A 16,631-nucleotide genomic window follows, 5' to 3' on the forward strand; every position below is an offset into this window, starting at 1 on the left:
CCCTTTTGATTCCATTTTTTACCTGATTTAAGTGCAAAAATCCCCCGGCAAGGAGATCACGCGTATGAGCACACGTTTTCAGCCCCTGCCGGGGGACCATGGTCCGGTATCAGCCCTTGACAGCGCCCGCCGTCAGGCCCTGGATGAAGTAGCGCTGGAGGAAAACAAAGATGATGGTAACCGGGATGGCGGACACTACGGAAGCGGCCATCATATAACCCCAGTTGGTGGAGGCCTCACCCAGGAAGGTCATCACCAGTCCGGAGGCCAGGGTACGCTTGGCGGTGTCGGTGACCAGCGTCATGGAGTAGAGCAGGTCGTTCCAGCTCCACACAAAGCCATAGATCGCGATGGAGATCATGCCGGGCACCGCCATGGGGAACACGATGCGGGTCATAATGCGCCAGTGGCCCGCGCCGTCAATCTTGGCGCTCTCGATAAGGGAGTCAGGGATATTGTCAAAGTAGCTCTTCAGGGTCCAGGTGCCCACGGGAAGGGTAAACACCACGTAGCTGATGAGCAGGGCCCAGTAGCTGCCCAGCAGTCCCATCTTGTTCATCAGGTTGTAGATGGACAGCAGCAGGATGGCCTGGGGGAAGGCCTGGCTCATCATGAACATACCCATGAAGAACTTGCGGCCACGGTAGCGGAACTTGGAGAAGCTGTACCCGGCAAAGGCGCACACCACGGTGGCCATAAAGCTGGAGCCGAAGGATACGATGAGGCTGTTGCGCAGATAACCCATGATTTTGGGGTCGGTGACAATATGGATGATGTTATCCAGGGTGAGGGGACCGGCGAAGAAGTAGGTGCTGAAGGTCTCGCTGGTGGGCTTCAGTGCGGTGTTGATCATCCACAGCAGGGGGAAGAACACGAAGAAGCCGATGAGGATGGCGGAGACCCAGAAGAAGGTCCGGAATGCCCTTGTCTTTTGAAACATCTCTTCTCCCTCCTTTAGTCGGACTCGTTGACCCGGCGCAGATACACAAAGCTGAAGCAGGCCAGCAGAACCGCCCAGATGGTGCCCACGGTGGCCGCCTTGCCCATGTTCCAGTTCTTGAAGGCGGTGGTGTACACCTCGATGGACAATGTGGTGGTGGCCCGGGCGGGGCCGCCCTGGGTCATGGTCCAGGGCAGGTCGAAGTGCTGCAGGTTGCCGATGAGGCCCAGAATGAACACCAGCACGGCGGTCTGCTTCATGCCGGGCAGGATAACCTTCCAGAAGGTCTGCCAGTTGTTGGCGCCGTCAATGTGGGCGGCCTCTACCTGGTCCAGAGACACGCTCTGCAGTCCGCCCAGCAGGAAGGCCATGTACCAGGGCAGCATCTGCCAGGTACGGGCAATGACCACGCACAGCAGGGCGGTGTTGGTCTGTCCCAGCCAGGGTATGCCGGTCTCCAGAATACCCAATGTCTCCAGGATGCTGTTGAGGATGCCGTACTGGCCGTTGAAGATCCAGCTCCAGAGGAAGCCGATGGCGGTGCCGGGGACAATCCAGTTCACCAGGGTAACGCCACGGAGGAACTCAGCCCCACGGAAGCCCTGGTTGAGGATGATGGCCCAGATCAGGCCCAGGGTGAAGGGCAGGATGGTGCTGCCCAGCACAAAGAGCAGGGTAGTTATCAGAGTCTTGGTAAAGTAAGGGTCCTTGAACACCTTGACATAGTTATCAAGCTGCACCCACTCATAGTTGGGGGTAAGCATGGAGCGGTTGGTGAAGCTCATGAGAATGGCGTCAATAAAGGGGTAGAGGATGATAGCCGCGAACACAGCCAGACCGGGGATGATGAGCAGCACGCCTACCTGACTGTTGGTAAGCCTGCCTCCGTTTCTGAGTTTATTCATGACAACCTCCCTGCGCCTGACGGCGCACAACCAGAATGGAACACTCCTTATTCGGTACGCTTCTCTTTGGGTGCGTGCCGAAGAGGGTATGTCTGAAAAATCGGGACGCCCTGCGGTCTCTGGACCGCAGGGCAGACGGCCCGGGCCGTCTGCATGGGTGTACCGACTTTTCAGATACACCCTACGATGGGTGTGGACACACACAGGGAAAAGCTGCGGGTCCCCGGCCCCCTTTCGGCTGCCGGGGACCCGCGCTTGTTCACATGGGTTTATGACAGGATTGCGTCAGAGCCTTACAGAGCCTCCAGGCGGGCGGCCATGTCGGACACGGCCTGCTCAGCGGTCTTCTGGCCCAGCAGAGCGTACTGCAGCTCCTCGGTGATGATGCTCTTGATCTCGCTGGCATTGGTCAGACGGGCGGTCTCGTCCAGGCGGGCGGTGGAGGTGGACTCCAGGAAGCCGTTGAGGTAAGCGTCGTTCTTCACCTCGTCCAGAGCAGCGGCGCTCTTGGTGACGGGAGGCATACCGTTGTTGGTGAAGTAGTCCATGGCGACCTCGTCGCTGACCAGGGTCTTGGCCATCTCGCCGGCCTGCTCCTTGTACTCGGAGTTCTCAAACGCCAGCAGCATGTGGCCCCACATGGTGGACTGGGGATCGTCGCCCTCATTGAGGACGGGGCGCTTCATAGCGGAGCAGACGTTGACCACGTCCTCGGGAGCAACGCCGTTGCTGACGGCCTGGCCCTTGGCGACCACGGCGTCATCATAGAAGGCCACCTGGCCCTGAGCGAACATCTGGCGGGCCTCGCCGCGGCCGGTGTCCATGGCGATGTAGCCCTTGTCCATCAGGCCCTGGTACCACTCAACGCAGGCCACAGCGGCGTCGCTGTTGATGGCCACGGAGCCGTCCTCATTGAAGATGGCGCCGCCGAAGGTCCACAGCCAGGGCATGAAGTCGCCGGCGCAGGTGTCGTCCTTGGTGGACACGGCGTAAGGCACGATGTCGGGGTTGTAGGCCTTGATGTCGGCCAGGCACTGCTCGAACTCAGCAATGGTCACAGGAGGAGTATCCCAGCCGGCAGCGGCGAGGATCTCGGGGTTGTAGACCATGGTGATAGCGGCCATGCTCCAGGGCAGAGCCAGCTGCTTGCCGTCGATGTTGCCCACTTCCAGGGCGGACGCCTCGAAGTTCTCCTTCAGATAGTCCTCACCCAGGATCTCGTTCCAGTCGGCCAGGACGCCGGCCTGGGCAACGGTATTGAAGATGCCGATATCCGCCTGAGCCAGATCCAGCTGCTCGCTGCTGTTCTGAGAGCGGATGAGGAGCTGCTGGGCGGTGTCGGCCCAGGTCCAGCCCACCCAGGTGACGGTGTTGCCGGACTGCTGCTCATAGGTGTCCATCATGCGCTGGAAGATGTCCTTGGTGGCCTCCTCTTCACCGGACCAGCCGGCAAAGACGATGTTCACGCTCTCGGAGGAGGGCTCGGTAGCGGGGGCGCCGCTCTGAGTGGGAGCGGGCTGGCTGCCGCTGGGGGCGGGGCTGTTTTCAGAGGCGGTGGGGCCGCAGCCGGCCAGGAGAGAAAGGGACAGGACGCCTGCGAGGGCAGCTGCAAGAAGTCTGCTTTTCTTCATGTTCATTCTTCCTTTCTATCACTTGTCTGGTTCTTCATTTCAAAACAGCAGCATCGCTGTTGTTTCCTTACCTGTACGCCCGGATTTCAAAAACCGCGGCGCTCTGCTCGCCCCAGGTCCGGTCGGCCCACAGCCGCAGGGCGGAGGTGGTGTCCCCGGGCAGTCTGACCGTCAGCAGGCGCTGGCAGTTATCCTTCCAGGTCTGTACCGTCTCCCAGCTGCCGTCCGGACGGCGGACCGCCAGGCGCAGATCCCGCAGAAGCTGGTCCGGCATGGCGGTGCGGGGTGTGAAGTGGTGGCTCTCGTCCCAATGTCTGGCCCGGCTGCTGGGCAGCTCCATGGCCAGGTCCGGGTCAAGATAAATCCTCACCTCACGCAGCTCCACCGGCTCGTTCCACTCCAGATCCAGCCAGGGCGCCGGGTCCTCCGGCGCGGCCCGCCACTGATTGGGTGCGCCCCAGGGCCGGTCACAGCCGTTGACAACCTGCTCCGCTCCATAGAACCGCGCACCGGCGCCGGCCTTGTACTCCGCCATAGGCTCATTATACCGGGGGCTGTCCCGGCGGCCGCAGAGGAAGCCGGTGCGGCCAGGCCTGCACAGCAGAAGCTCCGCTCCCGCCGCGGGCTCAAAGACCAGCGTGCAGAACATATCGCCACTCCCGGCCGGAAGCTGATACTCCAGGGTGTGCTCTCCCGGCTCCAGGGTCCACTCAGCTGTTCCCGCCTCCCGGCCGGGACAGAACCGGCTGGGCAGCTGGGACAGGTAGGCCGCAGCCCGAAGGGTAACTGCCTCACGGCAGGCTGTCCGCAGGGTGATGGTCTCCCCCTCCAGGGCCGGGAAGGTGACAAATCCGCCCAGCTCCAGGGACCGTCTGCCCGTCTCTTCGCCGCAGGCGCCGGTGTGGACGCTGCTGGCCGAGGCTCTGGCCTTGGCGGCCAGGTTGGCCGGATCGGCAGAGGCTACACCGGGGATAAACATATCCTCCTTCATCAGGGTCTCCCGGATGGCCTCGATATGCTCCGCCTCCAGTTCTCCGGGTGTCCGTCCGCTTTCAATGCACTTGGCGGCCAGGGTTCCGGCCGCCTGGCCGGAGAGGGCGCAGGTGTTCATTACACGGCTGGAGACGAATGCGTCCCGCTCGGTGCCGATGTCCCGGCCCGCCAGAATCAGGTTGGGTACCTGCCGGTTGTAAAGGCACCGCAGGGGTACCTGGTACACATTCAGCGGAATCTGGATGCAGTTGTCCTCGCCTGTGTCGTGCATACCCCCTGCGGGGTGGAAGTCCATGTACCAGCCGCCGTAAAAGGCGCCGTCGGGGAAGGTTTTTCCCGTCTGCAGGTCCTCGCCCCGGAGGAGGTAATCTGTGACCATCCGGCGGCTCTCCCGCTTGCCGGGCAGGCTGCCCAGCCACTCCAAGGTGTAGCAGTCGGCGTCAAACTTCCCGCTGTTCTTGATGTAGTTCCACACGCCCAGCACCAGCCGTTTGAGCTCCAGGGCGATGTCCTGGGCGTCGCCGATGGTGTCCCGGATGCCTCCGTACTCAAACCACCAGCAGTCGCTGCCGCTGGACTTCTCTGTGATGACCCGTCCGCCGCGGCCCAGGATTTCCTCAATCTTTTCCATGCTGTATGCATAGTCGGGAGGAATAAAGGTCACGGGGTGGTCTTCTTTTCTTGTGTAATAGAGAATACTGCTGCCCTGCACCTGGGCATCGGGACGGCGTTCATCGTACCGCTCCATCCGCTGATCCCCGATGTAGAAGGGCAGGCCCGCTTTGGCGGCCAGGGTTCCGTCGCCCGTAGCGTCGATAAAGCAGTCTGCCAGGAAACGCAGCCGCCGCTCGGTGCCCTGCTGGATACCCTCCATCCACACAATCCGGTTGCCCTCCATACGCAGGTCAAATAGCTCTGTGTTCAGGAAAAACTCCAGATTCTGCTGCCCCAGCACCGCGTCCAGGAGGGTCTCGCTCCAGAAGATGGGGTTCCCGTCAGGATTTCGGTAGAAGTTCGTCAGCTTCAGTCCGCCCCAGACTCCCATCTCCTCTGCAAACAGGCTTCCGGCGCCGGTGGCTCCCCGGGTCCATACCCGGATCTCGCTGCTGGAGTTGCCGCCCAGCACCGGGCGGTCTCCTACCAGCACAGTGTCTATCCCCAGGCGGGCCGCCGCCAGCGCCGCGCAGATTCCGGCCGGGCCGCCGCCCGCCACCACCAGACGCTTTCTGATTTCCTGCATACACTCCCACCTTACTTTTTATTCCGCAAAATTCGTCCGGAAAAATCCGCACAGAAATAGTGCGATTTTTTTCAGGCGTCTCTCCGCATACCATTTTTACACAGTGTATATGAACGATTTAAACAATTTTGCCTCCTTCATTTCAGACTTTTTTCCTGTTTCGCATTAATCATAGCAGGCACGACGCTGCTGTGCAATGATTATTCTATACAACTTCTGGATTATTCTGCTCTATATGTTGACTTAAGGACGGGATCGTCCTATCATGAAAACCGAACAAATTCGCTGCTCACGCGGAGGTGTCTATGAGTATTTCCTACAAATCGGTAAATGCCTATCTCCGCTTCCTTCGTGACAGAATGGGGCTGCATATCTGCATCAAGGATTTCTGCGGTTTTATCCCCATCAACAAGGAACTGGATGAGGCATTGCGGCCCTTTCTCGCCCATACCAACCCCTTCTGCATGTATATGAAGTCGGACCAGGACCACTACCGGGTGTGCCTGTCCATGATTCGGCTGATGTACAACAAGTGCGGCCGGACGCCCGGAACCTACTTTGGCATGTGCCATGCGGGACTTGGGGAGTATGTGGTGCCCATCCGCAGCGAGGGCACGCTGCTGGGCTCCATCAACGCTGGATTTTTCCAGATTGACGAGGGCCGCAGTATGGCCCGTATCCGCCGGACCTGCGCCAAGCACACCCCTCTGAACGCCCAGGAGGCCCTGCGGCTCTATCACTCCTGTATCCACACGCCGGAGGGTGTGACGGGAGAGGATATCCTGCCCGGCCTGGAGCTGCTGGCCGACTTTCTGGGGCAGACCTACCGGATGCTCCGCCCCACCCACAACACTCCCAACCAGGCCCGCCGCTATCACAACTCCAGCGAGGACACCATCCTCACCCACGCCATCGAGTACATCCGTCTCAACGCCAGCGGCCACATCACCATGGCGGACCTGGCCCGTTTCTGCCACTGCAGCGAGTCCTATCTCAGCCGGATTTTCAAGCGGCGCACAGGTGTGAACATCAATGTATATGTCAACAAGGTGCGCATTGAGCTGGCCAAGAACCATCTGCTCCTCTCCAGTGAGAATATTGCGGAGATCGCGGCAGGTGTGGGCTTCAACGACCCCAACTACTTCTCCCGGGTGTTCACCAACATCATCGGTATCTCCCCCACCGAGTTCCGCCGCCGGTTCCAGGATCAGATGCCGCCCGGGACGGAGGATGAGGAGGAGCCGCCTCAGCTCCGCCGCGGACCGGCACACAACGGACCGGCTATGCTTTCAGGCAAAAAACGCCGTGGAACCGGCTGAACCGATTCCGCGGCATCCGCTGTCCCATCTCTTTGCGGGGGGCGCACAATGTGCGCCCCCCGCAAAGCTTCATCGGGCTCCGCCCCTCAGCCGGGAAATGATATGCCCCACGTGCAGTCGGTCTCTGCGGCTGTCCGCGGCAAACTGCGCCGCAGCAGGGGTATAAAATAAGTATCCTAAGCTTTTTGGGAATTTATGGACGATCCAAAACCACCGTGCTATACTCTAAGCATCTTAACGGTTCAGGAGGTGCTCCCATGAAAAAGCACGCATTGCGCTCACGTCTGTCGTTGCTGCTCTCCCTGCTCCTATGTCTCAGTCTGTTCTGTATCCCATCCTCTGCCGCCGGGGAGATCTCGGTCTATCTGGACGGGAATCGTCTTTCCTTCGATCAGCCGCCGGTGGCCATGAACGGGCGGGTTCTGGTGCCTGTCCGGGCCATTTTTGAGGCCCTTGGCGCACAGGTGGAATGGCATCAGGACACCCAGACGGTGACCGCCCAGAAGGGCGATACGCTGGTGGTGATGGTGCTGGGCAACAGCCGCTTTGCCAGGGATGTCAACGGTGTTCAGGAGTATTTCCAGCTGGATCAGCCGCCCATCGGCCTCAACGGCCGTACGCTGGTGCCCGTCCGGGCCGTCTCTGAGGCCTTTGACTGCGATGTCCAGTGGGACGGAGCCGCCCAACAGGTAACCATTACCTCAAACCGATGGGTCCGCGGCTCCAACGCTGCCACAAACGGCTGTTTTTACAACGGTGTGTTCTATTACGCCTTTATCTATCAGCCCTATATTTACGCCTATGACGGCCAGACCACCAGGACCTATGCCGCCGGCGGCACTCCCGCTGGCATTGTGGTAAGCAGGAATAAAATCTACTACATCAACAAGAGCAACCAGACCATTACCGCCATCGACATGGCCAGCGGCGAACGAGAAACCGTTTTTGCCCGTCTGAGTCAGATCTCCGACTTTTCCATTTGCGGTCAGAACATGGTCATCATCGGATCTGACGGCAAAACCCAGACGGCCTACCGGCTGGATCTTGCCACAGGCTCCGCGCAGGCCATCTATACCCGCCCGGAGGTCAGCGGTCTCATTGCTGAAAAGGGCAGCCAATTTGCGCTCTGGCGGAACTATCTCTTTGTGGTGGAAAGCTTCTCTCCCCTGCTCAGCGGGGATTCCAGCTGTAAAATCCGCGCCATCGATGTCAATACCGGTACCTGCCGTGATCTTCTGAATCTCACCGGCACAGTGACCCCGATCGGCCTCAAGGACAGCAGCTATACACGCCGGTTCTCCAATGTCGCCGCCAAGTTCGATCAGGATAACGCCTACTTTAACCTGGGTTTTTCCAGCTGTACAGACACCGGCTCCAGCAGCCCGGTCCCCTTCCGTGAGTATTATCAGATCGATCTGGACACTCTCGCCCTCTCGGAGAGCTCCCAGGCGGAGTTTGACCGTGTTTCCGACCTCGCCACCCCCAGGACCGGCGAATGGATTTACGGCAGCAACGGCTCCGGTGTGTACCGCACCAATGTCGGGACCGGCATCACGGAGACCCTGCTGTCCGGCAGCCATTACTACTATATCGCCAACGACGGCCAGTGGGTGGTCGCACTCCGTGCGGAGAGCAGAGGCGCCGCAACGCCCACCGCCACCATCGGCTACAAATATGCCGAGCTTACCGTGATGGATCCTCAGGGAAACCATCTTCGTACCATCAACTCCTACACCAGCGGCTCCGACACCTCCGATCCCGCGGGAGAACTGGACGTCAACGGACTGCCGCAGATGTCCTGCGCCGTCTGCGGCGGCGACGGCAGGGTGACCTGCCCCTATTGCCGGGGCACCGGCCAGGGCCAGTCCATCTATGTCCTTGGCATGGAGACCCCCCAGAGCTGCACCTACTGCGGCGGCACCGGCGAGCGGATCTGCTCCGGCTGCAACGGCTCCGGCGCCCGCTCTCCCCGACGCTGATCCCCTTTCCCGCAACAGCAGACGCCCCCGGACCGGTTCGGTCCGGGGGCGTCTCAATCCCCGTCTATTCTCCCAGCTTCTCCACCTGCCGGACGGTGAGCACATCGTCCCGAACGGAAAAACGGACGTTCAGCCCGGCAAACTCCATGCCGTATACCCGCTCGGGATCCTGCTGGTAGGCCGGCCGGGGGTCGTGGGCCAGCACGCCGGTGAGGGCAGCCAGCTTGTCCGGCGGCACCAGCGCCTGAAGCTCCGGCGGAAAGTCCACCTCCAGCACCTTGCCGCCGTCGTGTCCTGCAAAGCCGCCGGAGGCCTCCGGATGGCTGTCGGCGTAGGGCAGGTAGGGCTTGATGTCGAAAATGGGGGTGCCGTCCATCAGGTCGGCTCCCGCCACCCGCAGGATGTGACCGTACTCCGGGTGGTGCTCCACACCCAGCAGCTTCACCGACGACAGACCGATGGGGTTGGGCCGGAAGGGGGAACGGGTGGCGAACACCCCCATGCGGGTATTGCCCCCCAGCCGGGGCGGCCGCACCGTGGGCGACCAGCTCTCCCGCACCGCCTTGTGGAACCCCCAGATGAGCCACAGGTGGCTGAAGTCCTCAATGCCCCGCAGGGCGTCCTCCCGGCGGTACTCCGGCTCAAACACCACCGCCGACTCCAGCTCCTCCACCAGCCCGCTCTGGCGTGGAATCCCGAATTTGCCGGAAAAATCGCTGTGAATCTTGGCGATTACCTTCAGTTCCGGCACTTCTTTCTCCTTCATGGCGGCTCCTCTCCGGCCCCGGTCCCTGCGGCTCCGGCGGCCTCCGGCGTTATACTTCATGCCCCATTATAGCATATCCCCCACCGCCCTGAAACCCCTCGGGGGTCAGGGTTTTTAGACATTTGGGCATTTTGTACAAAAATTAACAATCTATTTTCTCCGTCCGTTTTTCACTTTCCACTTGTGTCCGGCGCACAAATCGATTATGATTCTCTTGGGCTAAAAAATAGTTTTCCCTAAAAAATTTTTGTTTTGTGAGGCGATGTGTAATGGCACAGAACACGGAAAACCGCGCCGACCTGGTGTTCTCCTACCAGGGCATCCCCCCTGCGGGACAGCTGATCCCCCTGGGTCTCCAGCACGTTGTGGCCGCCGTGGTGGGCGTTATCACCCCCGCCATGATTGTGTCGGGCACCTGCGGGCTCTCCGCTGAGGAGAAAACCCTGCTGATCCAGGTGTCCCTGGTGGTCACCGCACTGGCCACCCTGCTGCAGCTCTTCCCCATCTTCGGCCGTATCGGCTCCCGTCTGCCGGTCATCATGGGTATCAGCTTCGCCTACGTCCCCACCCTCCAGGCCATCGGCGCCGACTTCGGTCTGCCCGCCATCCTGGGCGCAGAATTGGTGGGCGGTTTTGTAGCCATTCTCTTCGGCATCTTTGTCCGCCCCATCCGTAAGCTCTTCCCGCCCCTGGTCACCGGCACCGTTATCTTCACCATCGGTCTTTCCCTGTATCCCACCGCCGTGAAGTACATGGCCGGCGGCAGCCCCGACAGCGAGTGGTTCGGCGGCGTGCGTAGCTGGGTGGTGGCCCTCATCACCTTCGCCATCGTCATCTTCCTGCAGAACTACACCAAGGGTATCTGGAAGCTGGGCGCCCTCCTCTTCGGTATGATTGTGGGCTACATCGTGGCCTTCCTCTTCAGCATCGTAGACCTGTCCTCTGTGGCCTCCGCCTCCTGGTTCGCCCTGCCCAAGTTCATGCCCTTCGAGATCGCCTTTGAGCCCGCCGCCATCGCCTCCCTGGCCATCGTGTATGTGGTCAACTCGGTGCAGACCATCGGCGACCTGTCCTCCACCACCATGGGCGGTATGGACCGGATGCCCACCGACAAGGAGCTCTCCGGCGGCATCATCGGCCAGGGCATCATGAGCGTGCTGGGCTCCTTCTTCGGCGGCCTGCCCGTGGCCTCCTACAGCCAGAACGTGGGCATTGTCACCGTCAACAAGGTCATCAACCGGGCGGTGTTCGCTCTGGCCGCCCTCATCATGCTGGTGGCCGGCTTCATTCCCAAGTTCGCCTCCGTCCTCTCCACCATTCCCCAGTGCGTGGTGGGCGGCGCCACCATCTCCGTGTTCGCCACCATCACCATGACCGGTATCCGCATGATCACCGACGGCGGCTTCACCGCCCGCAAGAGCACTGTGGTGGGTCTGTCCGTGGCCCTGGGCGTTGGTATCACCCAGGTGTCCGGCTGCCTGAGCGGCAACGGCTTCCCCGACTGGGTTGCCACCGTGTTCGGCTCCTCCTCCGTGGTTGTGGCCACTCTGATGGCCATCCTGCTCAACCTGATCCTCCCCAAGGAGAAGGCCCCCGCCGAGACCGCCGCGAAGTAATTCCATACGATACAAACCGCCCCGGAGCACTGCTCCGGGGCGGTTCTTTTCTTACTTCTATTCTCCTGTAAAGTCCCAGTCCGCCGGGTCACTGGAGTAGTCCTCCGTAATGTCGGTATACTCAACAAATTCCTCCTCCGGGTTGTAAACCGCCGGGGTACCATGCACCACCCACTGCCGACCGTACTCGTCGGTGACCAGAGCGGCCATGCAGTAGGCATACCCGGGCTCCAGGGCGATGGTCTCCGGGCCCTCAAAGAACCGGGCGTTCTCCCAGTCCCCCTGGTAGCTCTCCGGCTGCTCACAGGGCGTATACCGGGCCACCAGCTTCCGGTCCCGGAACAGGCCCACTTGGATGTCCGCTATCTTGGCACACGGGCCGCTTGTAAACTCCTCGTTCACCGTGAGGAAGGTATACTGGGCGCGGCGGAGCACGCCGCCGTTCTCGGTGCTGCCCCACAGCTCAGAGCCGTCACAGCTCACGTAAGGATAGGTGTCGGATAGGAGGTAGGTAAACACGTCCAGCATCTGGGTCTCCCGCCGCTCTCCGTTCACAAAGACCACCGAGAGGGTGATGGAGTCGGTGAGGGGCACGGTAATCTCCGCCGAGAAGGACTGCCCCTCCCCCAGAACACCGGGGAACTCCAGGGGGCCGTCCCCACAGTCGGCCAAAAAGACCGCCTCCATGCCCTCCACATAGGTCTTGGGCACCGCCTCCAGGGCGAAGCTGGCGGTCCCCGCCTCCGGGTCGGAGGAGAGATATTCCGCGCTGTAGCTGGCAGTCAGCTGGTTCTGGGACTTGAGAATCTCCTCCACCCGGCTGGTGATGGAGCCAATCTGGCTGTTTACGTTGGAGGATACGTTGGCAATCGAGTTTTGCAGATTGCCGTAATCCTGGCTCACCCGGTCCAGCTGGCTGAACAGGTTGAGAAAGAGGGCTGCTGCCACCACTGCCGCTCCGCATCCCACCAGCACGGGCCAGCGCCGCCGTTTCACGGGGGCTTGAGGCGGCTGAGCAGCTTGGGCGGCCAGATACCGGTCCGCAATCTCCTGGACCATTTTAATCTGGGCCTCGGTCAGCTCCGCGGGTTGGCTGTCTGTCTGACCGGAGGGATGCTCCTCCTCTCCCAGCAGCCAGCCCACCGGCACGGAGAAAATCCGGCTCAGTGCCACCAGCTTCTCCACCTCGGGCAGGCTGGCGTCCGACTCCCACTTATAGATGGCCTGCCGGGATACCCCCAGCTTATCTCCCAGCCCCTCCTGAGAGAGGCCCAGCTCCTTTCGTTTCTGCGCGATGCGCTGTCCCACTGTCATGGCGAGCGCCTCCTTTCCGCCTCCACCTTAGCACAGGAACATGCCCCAAAACCACCAACTGAGGGGTGGATTTTTGTCAACCAGCGGTTTACATGGCCGGATTTGAGGGCTGTCCCCGCCTGGGGAGGTCAGGATTTGGCCTCGTCGATGTAGCTGTACAGGGTGTACTTGGAGATGCCGAAGAACTTGCACACCTTGTCTCCCGACTTGGTGATGAGGAAGGCGCCGGTATCGTTGAGGAACTGGACCGCCTTCACCTTGTCCTCCTTGGTCATCATGGCCACCGGCTTGCCCACCAGGGCCACACTCTGGTCGATGAGCTCATCCAGCAGGTCGGCCACGTTGCGGGAAATCCGCTCCGGCTCCTGCTGGGGGGTGTCGGTGTTGGTAAACTTGTGGAGCTGCTCCTCCATGGCCAGCATGAAGGTGATGTCGTAGTTAACGCCGAAGATGCCGATGGCCTTGCCGTCGTCGTCCCGGAGGTAGATGGTGCTGGACTTGAGGATCTTCCCGTCCTTGGTGCGGGTCAGGTAGCTCAGGTGGTCCTCCAGGTCCTCCCGGCCGCTGTGGAGGGCCTCCAGCACCACGTGGGAGGGACCGTCTCCCACCTTCCGCCCGGTCACCTGGCCATTCTCAATGGCCACAATGGAGCTGTCCGGGTCGTTGGAGTCCAGGTCGTGGACCACCACCTCACAGTTGGGCCCGAATTGTCTGGCCAGGCCCTTGGCCAGCTGAAACATAAATTGGAGCACTGACGCGTCCATAGTTCCACCCTCTTTCCAGAAAATTGTCCCAGCAGTTCTTTCCGCCGTTTTACACAATTTGCCGCCGGGAACACAGTTCAATAAACATTATTTTAACATAAACGCCTGTAATTTCAAGAAAAATTGTTTGACCTAAAAATTTTTTAGTCACTCTGAAAATTCACCTTGAAATACAAGCATTGTTATGGTAGAATAGAGCCATCGAGAGAGCTTTTCTGTATATAGTATACAAAATTTTATGAAGCAAGGCTGCAACGGAGTGCTGCGCGCACGGGCTGAATGGACATGAAATTCCCGCCCCGCCGCGCCGGGGCAGAGAAGGACTGCGTCCATTCCGCCGGAATGGACGTTTTTTGTTATACAAAAGCGGATTAATCCGCCTTCAAAGTGTTATGTTTTTATGCTCAAAAGGAGGAATTACCATGCTTCTGGTGGGAAACGGCAAACTGATTACCCGGGACAGCGCCCTGCCCTATCTGGCTGACGGCGCTGTGGTGCTGGACGGCGACGTGGTCAAGGAGGTCGGCGCCTTCGCCGACCTGAAGGCCAAATACCCGGATGCGGAATTTGTGGACGCCAAGGGCGGCGTCATCATGCCCGGCCTCATCAACGCCCACACCCATATCTACTCCGGCCTGGCCCGTGGTCTGGCCATTGACGGCAACAACCCCACCAACTTCCTGGAGGTTCTGGAGGGCATGTGGTGGAATATCGACCGCCACCTGACCCTGGACGGCACCAAGGCCTCCGCCTATGCCACCGTGCTGGACTGCATCCGGGACGGCGTAACCACCATCTTTGACCACCACGCCTCCTTCTGTGAGATTCCCGGCTCCCTGTTCGCCATTAAGGACGTGTGCCAGGAGCTTGGCATGCGCGCCTGCCTGTGCTACGAGGTCTCCGACCGGGACGGCGAGGAGAAGTGCGACCAGGCCATCCAGGAGAACGCCGACTTTGCCAAGTGGGCCAAGGAGGCCGACGACGACATGATCAAGGCCATGTTCGGCGGCCACGCCCTGTTCACCATGTCGGACAAGACCTTTGAGAAGATGGTCAAGGCCAACGACGGCATGACCGGCTTCCACATCCACGTGGCCGAGGGCATGAACGACGTGTACGACTCCCTGCGCAACTACGGCTGCCGCCCGGTGAACCGCCTCCTGAACCACGGCATCCTGGGCGACCGCACCATCCTGGGCCACTGCATCCACATCAACCCCGCCGAGATGGACATCATCAAGGAGACGGGCACCATGGTGGTCAACAACCCCGAGTCCAACATGGGCAATGCGGTTGGCTGCTCCCCGGTGCTCCAGATGATGGCCAAGGGCATCACCGTGGGCATGGGCACCGACGCCTACACCCACGACATGCTGGAGAGCCTGAAGGTGTTCCTCATCATCCAGCGGCACAACGCCTGCCTGCCCAATGTGGCCTGGTGCGAGGCCATGGACATGCTCTTCAAGAACAACGCCGCCATCGGCGCCAAGTACTTCAAGAAGCCTCTGGGCGTCCTCAAGCCCGGCGCCGCCGCCGATGTCATCGTCATGGACTACAAGCCCTTCACCCCCTTCTCTGACGAGAACATCGACGGCCACATGCTCTTCGGCATGATGGGCAAGAACTGCCGCACCACCATCATCAACGGCAAGGTGCTCTACAAGGACCGCGAGTTCGTGGGCATTGACGAGGACAAGATTAATGCCTGGACCATGGAACAGTCCAAGAAGCTGTGGGGTGAGCTGAACCACCGCACCTATTAATTTCCGGCCAATTCCGACAACAAGTCGTAATCTGAACAGTTATAAATAACTGGAGGTTTTCACTATGAGCGATATTATGCGCCCCATTCCCTTTGCCCAGCTGATGACCTGGGTGCTGGAGGAGTACCAGAAGGAGGGCAGCGTGTTCGGTGTGTCCAAGCTGGTGCGCCACGAGAACGGCCAGGCTCTGCCCATCTTTGAGGAGAAGATTGAGTCTCCCTACGGCCCCGCCGCCGGCCCCCACACCCAGCTGGCCCAGAACATCATCGCCGCCTACGCCGCCGGCTCCCGCTTCTTCGAGCTGAAGACCGTCCAGGTCATGGACGGCGAGGCCCTGAGCAAGTGCGTGCCCAAGCCCTGCATCACCGCCGCCGATGAGTGCTACAACTGCGAGTGGTCCACCGAGCTGACCGTGGAGCAGGCCTTTGCTGAGTACGTCAAGGCCTGGTTTGCCTGCAAGCTGATGGCCAGGGAGCTGGGTCTGGGCGACCCGGACGCCTTTGTGTTCAACATGTCCGTTGGCTACGACCTGGAAGGCATCAAGAGCCCCAAGGTGGACGCCTACATCGAGGGCATGAAGAACGCTGAAGGCTCCGCCGTGTGGGCTGAGTGCATGGACTGGACTCTGGCCAACCTGGACAAGTTCCAGAAGGTGGACGAGGCCTATGTGAAGGCCATCTCCCCCGTGGTGTCCCGCTCCATTACCGAGTCCACCCTCCACGGCTGCCCCCCCGACGAGATCGAGCGCATCGCCACCTACCTCATCACCGAGAAGGGGCTCAACACCTACATCAAGTGCAACCCCACCCTGCTGGGTTACGAGTACGCCCGCAAGCGTCTGGACAGCCTGGGCTTTGACTACATCGTCTTTGACGACCACCACTTTGTGGAGGACCTCCAGTGGGCCGACGCGGTGCCCATGCTGCGCCGCCTTATCGCCCTGTGCCAGGAGCGTGGCCTGGAGTTCGGCGTCAAGCTGACCAACACCTTCCCCGTGGACGTGGCCGGCGGCGAGCTGCCCAGCCAGGAGATGTACATGTCCGGCCGCTCCCTGTTCCCCCTGACCATCGCCCTGGCTGCCAAGGTCTCCACCGAGTTTGACGGCAAGCTGCGCATCTCCTACTCCGGCGGCGCCGACTACACCAACATCAAGGACCTGTTCGACGCGGGTATCTGGCCCATCACCATGGCCACCACCATCCTCAAGCCCGGCGGCTATCAGCGCCTGAGCCAGATCGGCGAGCTGCTGATGGACTGCGGCAGCGAACCCTTCTCCGGCGTGGACGTGGCCAAGGTCAACGCCCTGAGCGACAACGTGCCCGTCAATCCCCACTACCGCAAGCCCATCAAGCCCCTGCCCAACCGGAAGAACGGCAAGCAGGTGCCCCTGGTGGACTGCTT

General features: G+C 60.7%; 11 protein-coding genes and 1 pseudogene. 5 read left to right on the top strand and 7 right to left on the bottom strand.

Translation table 11 applies throughout. The features are described from left to right. Positions 1-109: 109 nt before the first annotated feature. The 4 genes from ACOX7T_RS13680 to ACOX7T_RS13695 all read right to left on the bottom strand — a co-directional run bounded on the left by ACOX7T_RS13680 (position 110) and on the right by ACOX7T_RS13695 (position 5,709). Complete coding sequence (locus tag ACOX7T_RS13680) at positions 110-940, bottom strand: carbohydrate ABC transporter permease (protein ID WP_433443727.1); 831 nt, start codon at positions 938-940, stop codon at positions 110-112. A gap of 14 nt (positions 941-954) precedes the next feature. Continuing rightward, entirely contained in the window at positions 955-1,845 is an 891-nt protein-coding gene (locus tag ACOX7T_RS13685) for a carbohydrate ABC transporter permease (RefSeq protein WP_433443731.1), read from the bottom strand. Positions 1,846-2,138: 293 nt separating this feature from the next. After that, positions 2,139-3,476, bottom strand: coding sequence for an ABC transporter substrate-binding protein (locus ACOX7T_RS13690; RefSeq protein ID WP_433443734.1), 1,338 nt, complete (start codon positions 3,474-3,476; stop codon positions 2,139-2,141). Positions 3,477-3,543: 67 nt separating this feature from the next. Further along, entirely contained in the window at positions 3,544-5,709 is a 2,166-nt protein-coding gene (locus ACOX7T_RS13695; protein WP_433443737.1) for an FAD-dependent oxidoreductase, read from the bottom strand. Between the two features lie 305 nt (positions 5,710-6,014). On the opposite strand from ACOX7T_RS13695, the gene ACOX7T_RS13700 reads away from it, so the two are divergent. Next, complete coding sequence (locus tag ACOX7T_RS13700) at positions 6,015-7,028, top strand: helix-turn-helix domain-containing protein (RefSeq protein ID WP_433443740.1); 1,014 nt, start codon at positions 6,015-6,017, stop codon at positions 7,026-7,028. Between the two features lie 257 nt (positions 7,029-7,285). Then, positions 7,286-9,007, top strand: coding sequence for a stalk domain-containing protein (locus ACOX7T_RS13705; RefSeq protein WP_433443743.1), 1,722 nt, complete (start codon positions 7,286-7,288; stop codon positions 9,005-9,007). A 64-nt stretch (positions 9,008-9,071) separates the two neighbouring features. Here ACOX7T_RS13705 and tsaA read toward each other — a convergent pair whose 3' ends face one another. Next, on the bottom strand, positions 9,072-9,773 hold the full coding sequence (gene tsaA, locus ACOX7T_RS13710) for a tRNA (N6-threonylcarbamoyladenosine(37)-N6)-methyltransferase TrmO (RefSeq protein WP_433443746.1): 702 nt from the start codon (positions 9,771-9,773) through the stop codon (positions 9,072-9,074). A 269-nt stretch (positions 9,774-10,042) separates the two neighbouring features. On the opposite strand from tsaA, the gene ACOX7T_RS13715 reads away from it, so the two are divergent. After that, on the top strand, positions 10,043-11,389 hold the full coding sequence (locus ACOX7T_RS13715) for a uracil-xanthine permease family protein (RefSeq protein ID WP_433443748.1): 1,347 nt from the start codon (positions 10,043-10,045) through the stop codon (positions 11,387-11,389). A gap of 57 nt (positions 11,390-11,446) precedes the next feature. On the opposite strand, the gene ACOX7T_RS13720 is transcribed toward ACOX7T_RS13715, so the two are convergent. After that, on the bottom strand, positions 11,447-12,703 hold the full coding sequence (locus ACOX7T_RS13720) for a helix-turn-helix domain-containing protein (protein ID WP_433443750.1): 1,257 nt from the start codon (positions 12,701-12,703) through the stop codon (positions 11,447-11,449). Positions 12,704-12,831: 128 nt separating this feature from the next. Next, complete coding sequence (locus tag ACOX7T_RS13725) at positions 12,832-13,467, bottom strand: helix-turn-helix transcriptional regulator (protein WP_433443753.1); 636 nt, start codon at positions 13,465-13,467, stop codon at positions 12,832-12,834. Positions 13,468-13,889: 422 nt separating this feature from the next. Here ACOX7T_RS13725 and ssnA point away from each other — a divergent pair, with 422 nt between their 5' ends. Both ssnA and ACOX7T_RS13735 read left to right on the top strand, forming a co-directional pair. Further along, positions 13,890-15,230 (top strand): putative aminohydrolase SsnA, encoded by a 1,341-nt coding sequence (gene ssnA, locus ACOX7T_RS13730; protein WP_006571976.1) that lies wholly within the window; start codon positions 13,890-13,892, stop codon positions 15,228-15,230. A 64-nt stretch (positions 15,231-15,294) separates the two neighbouring features. Beyond that, positions 15,295-16,631 (top strand): annotated as a pseudogene (locus ACOX7T_RS13735) (putative selenate reductase subunit YgfK); the annotation flags it as partial.

This window comes from Pseudoflavonifractor sp. (genome assembly GCF_050943825.1).
Classification (GTDB): domain Bacteria; phylum Bacillota; class Clostridia; order Oscillospirales; family Oscillospiraceae; genus Pseudoflavonifractor.

Excerpts from the sequence above, each read along its gene's own strand:
- ACOX7T_RS13680 (WP_433443727.1), bottom strand. The coding sequence starts at position 940 with ATGTTTCAAAAGACAAGGGCATTCCGGACCTTCTTCTGGGTCTCCGCC.
- ACOX7T_RS13685 (WP_433443731.1), bottom strand. The coding sequence starts at position 1,845 with ATGAATAAACTCAGAAACGGAGGCAGGCTTACCAACAGTCAGGTAGGC.
- ACOX7T_RS13690 (WP_433443734.1), bottom strand. The coding sequence starts at position 3,476 with ATGAAGAAAAGCAGACTTCTTGCAGCTGCCCTCGCAGGCGTCCTGTCC.
- ACOX7T_RS13695 (WP_433443737.1), bottom strand. The coding sequence starts at position 5,709 with ATGCAGGAAATCAGAAAGCGTCTGGTGGTGGCGGGCGGCGGCCCGGCC.
- ACOX7T_RS13700 (WP_433443740.1), top strand. The coding sequence starts at position 6,015 with ATGAGTATTTCCTACAAATCGGTAAATGCCTATCTCCGCTTCCTTCGT.
- ACOX7T_RS13705 (WP_433443743.1), top strand. The coding sequence starts at position 7,286 with ATGAAAAAGCACGCATTGCGCTCACGTCTGTCGTTGCTGCTCTCCCTG.
- tsaA (WP_433443746.1), bottom strand. The coding sequence starts at position 9,773 with ATGAAGGAGAAAGAAGTGCCGGAACTGAAGGTAATCGCCAAGATTCAC.
- ACOX7T_RS13715 (WP_433443748.1), top strand. The coding sequence starts at position 10,043 with ATGGCACAGAACACGGAAAACCGCGCCGACCTGGTGTTCTCCTACCAG.
- ACOX7T_RS13720 (WP_433443750.1), bottom strand. The coding sequence starts at position 12,703 with ATGACAGTGGGACAGCGCATCGCGCAGAAACGAAAGGAGCTGGGCCTC.
- ACOX7T_RS13725 (WP_433443753.1), bottom strand. The coding sequence starts at position 13,467 with ATGGACGCGTCAGTGCTCCAATTTATGTTTCAGCTGGCCAAGGGCCTG.
- ssnA (WP_006571976.1), top strand. The coding sequence starts at position 13,890 with ATGCTTCTGGTGGGAAACGGCAAACTGATTACCCGGGACAGCGCCCTG.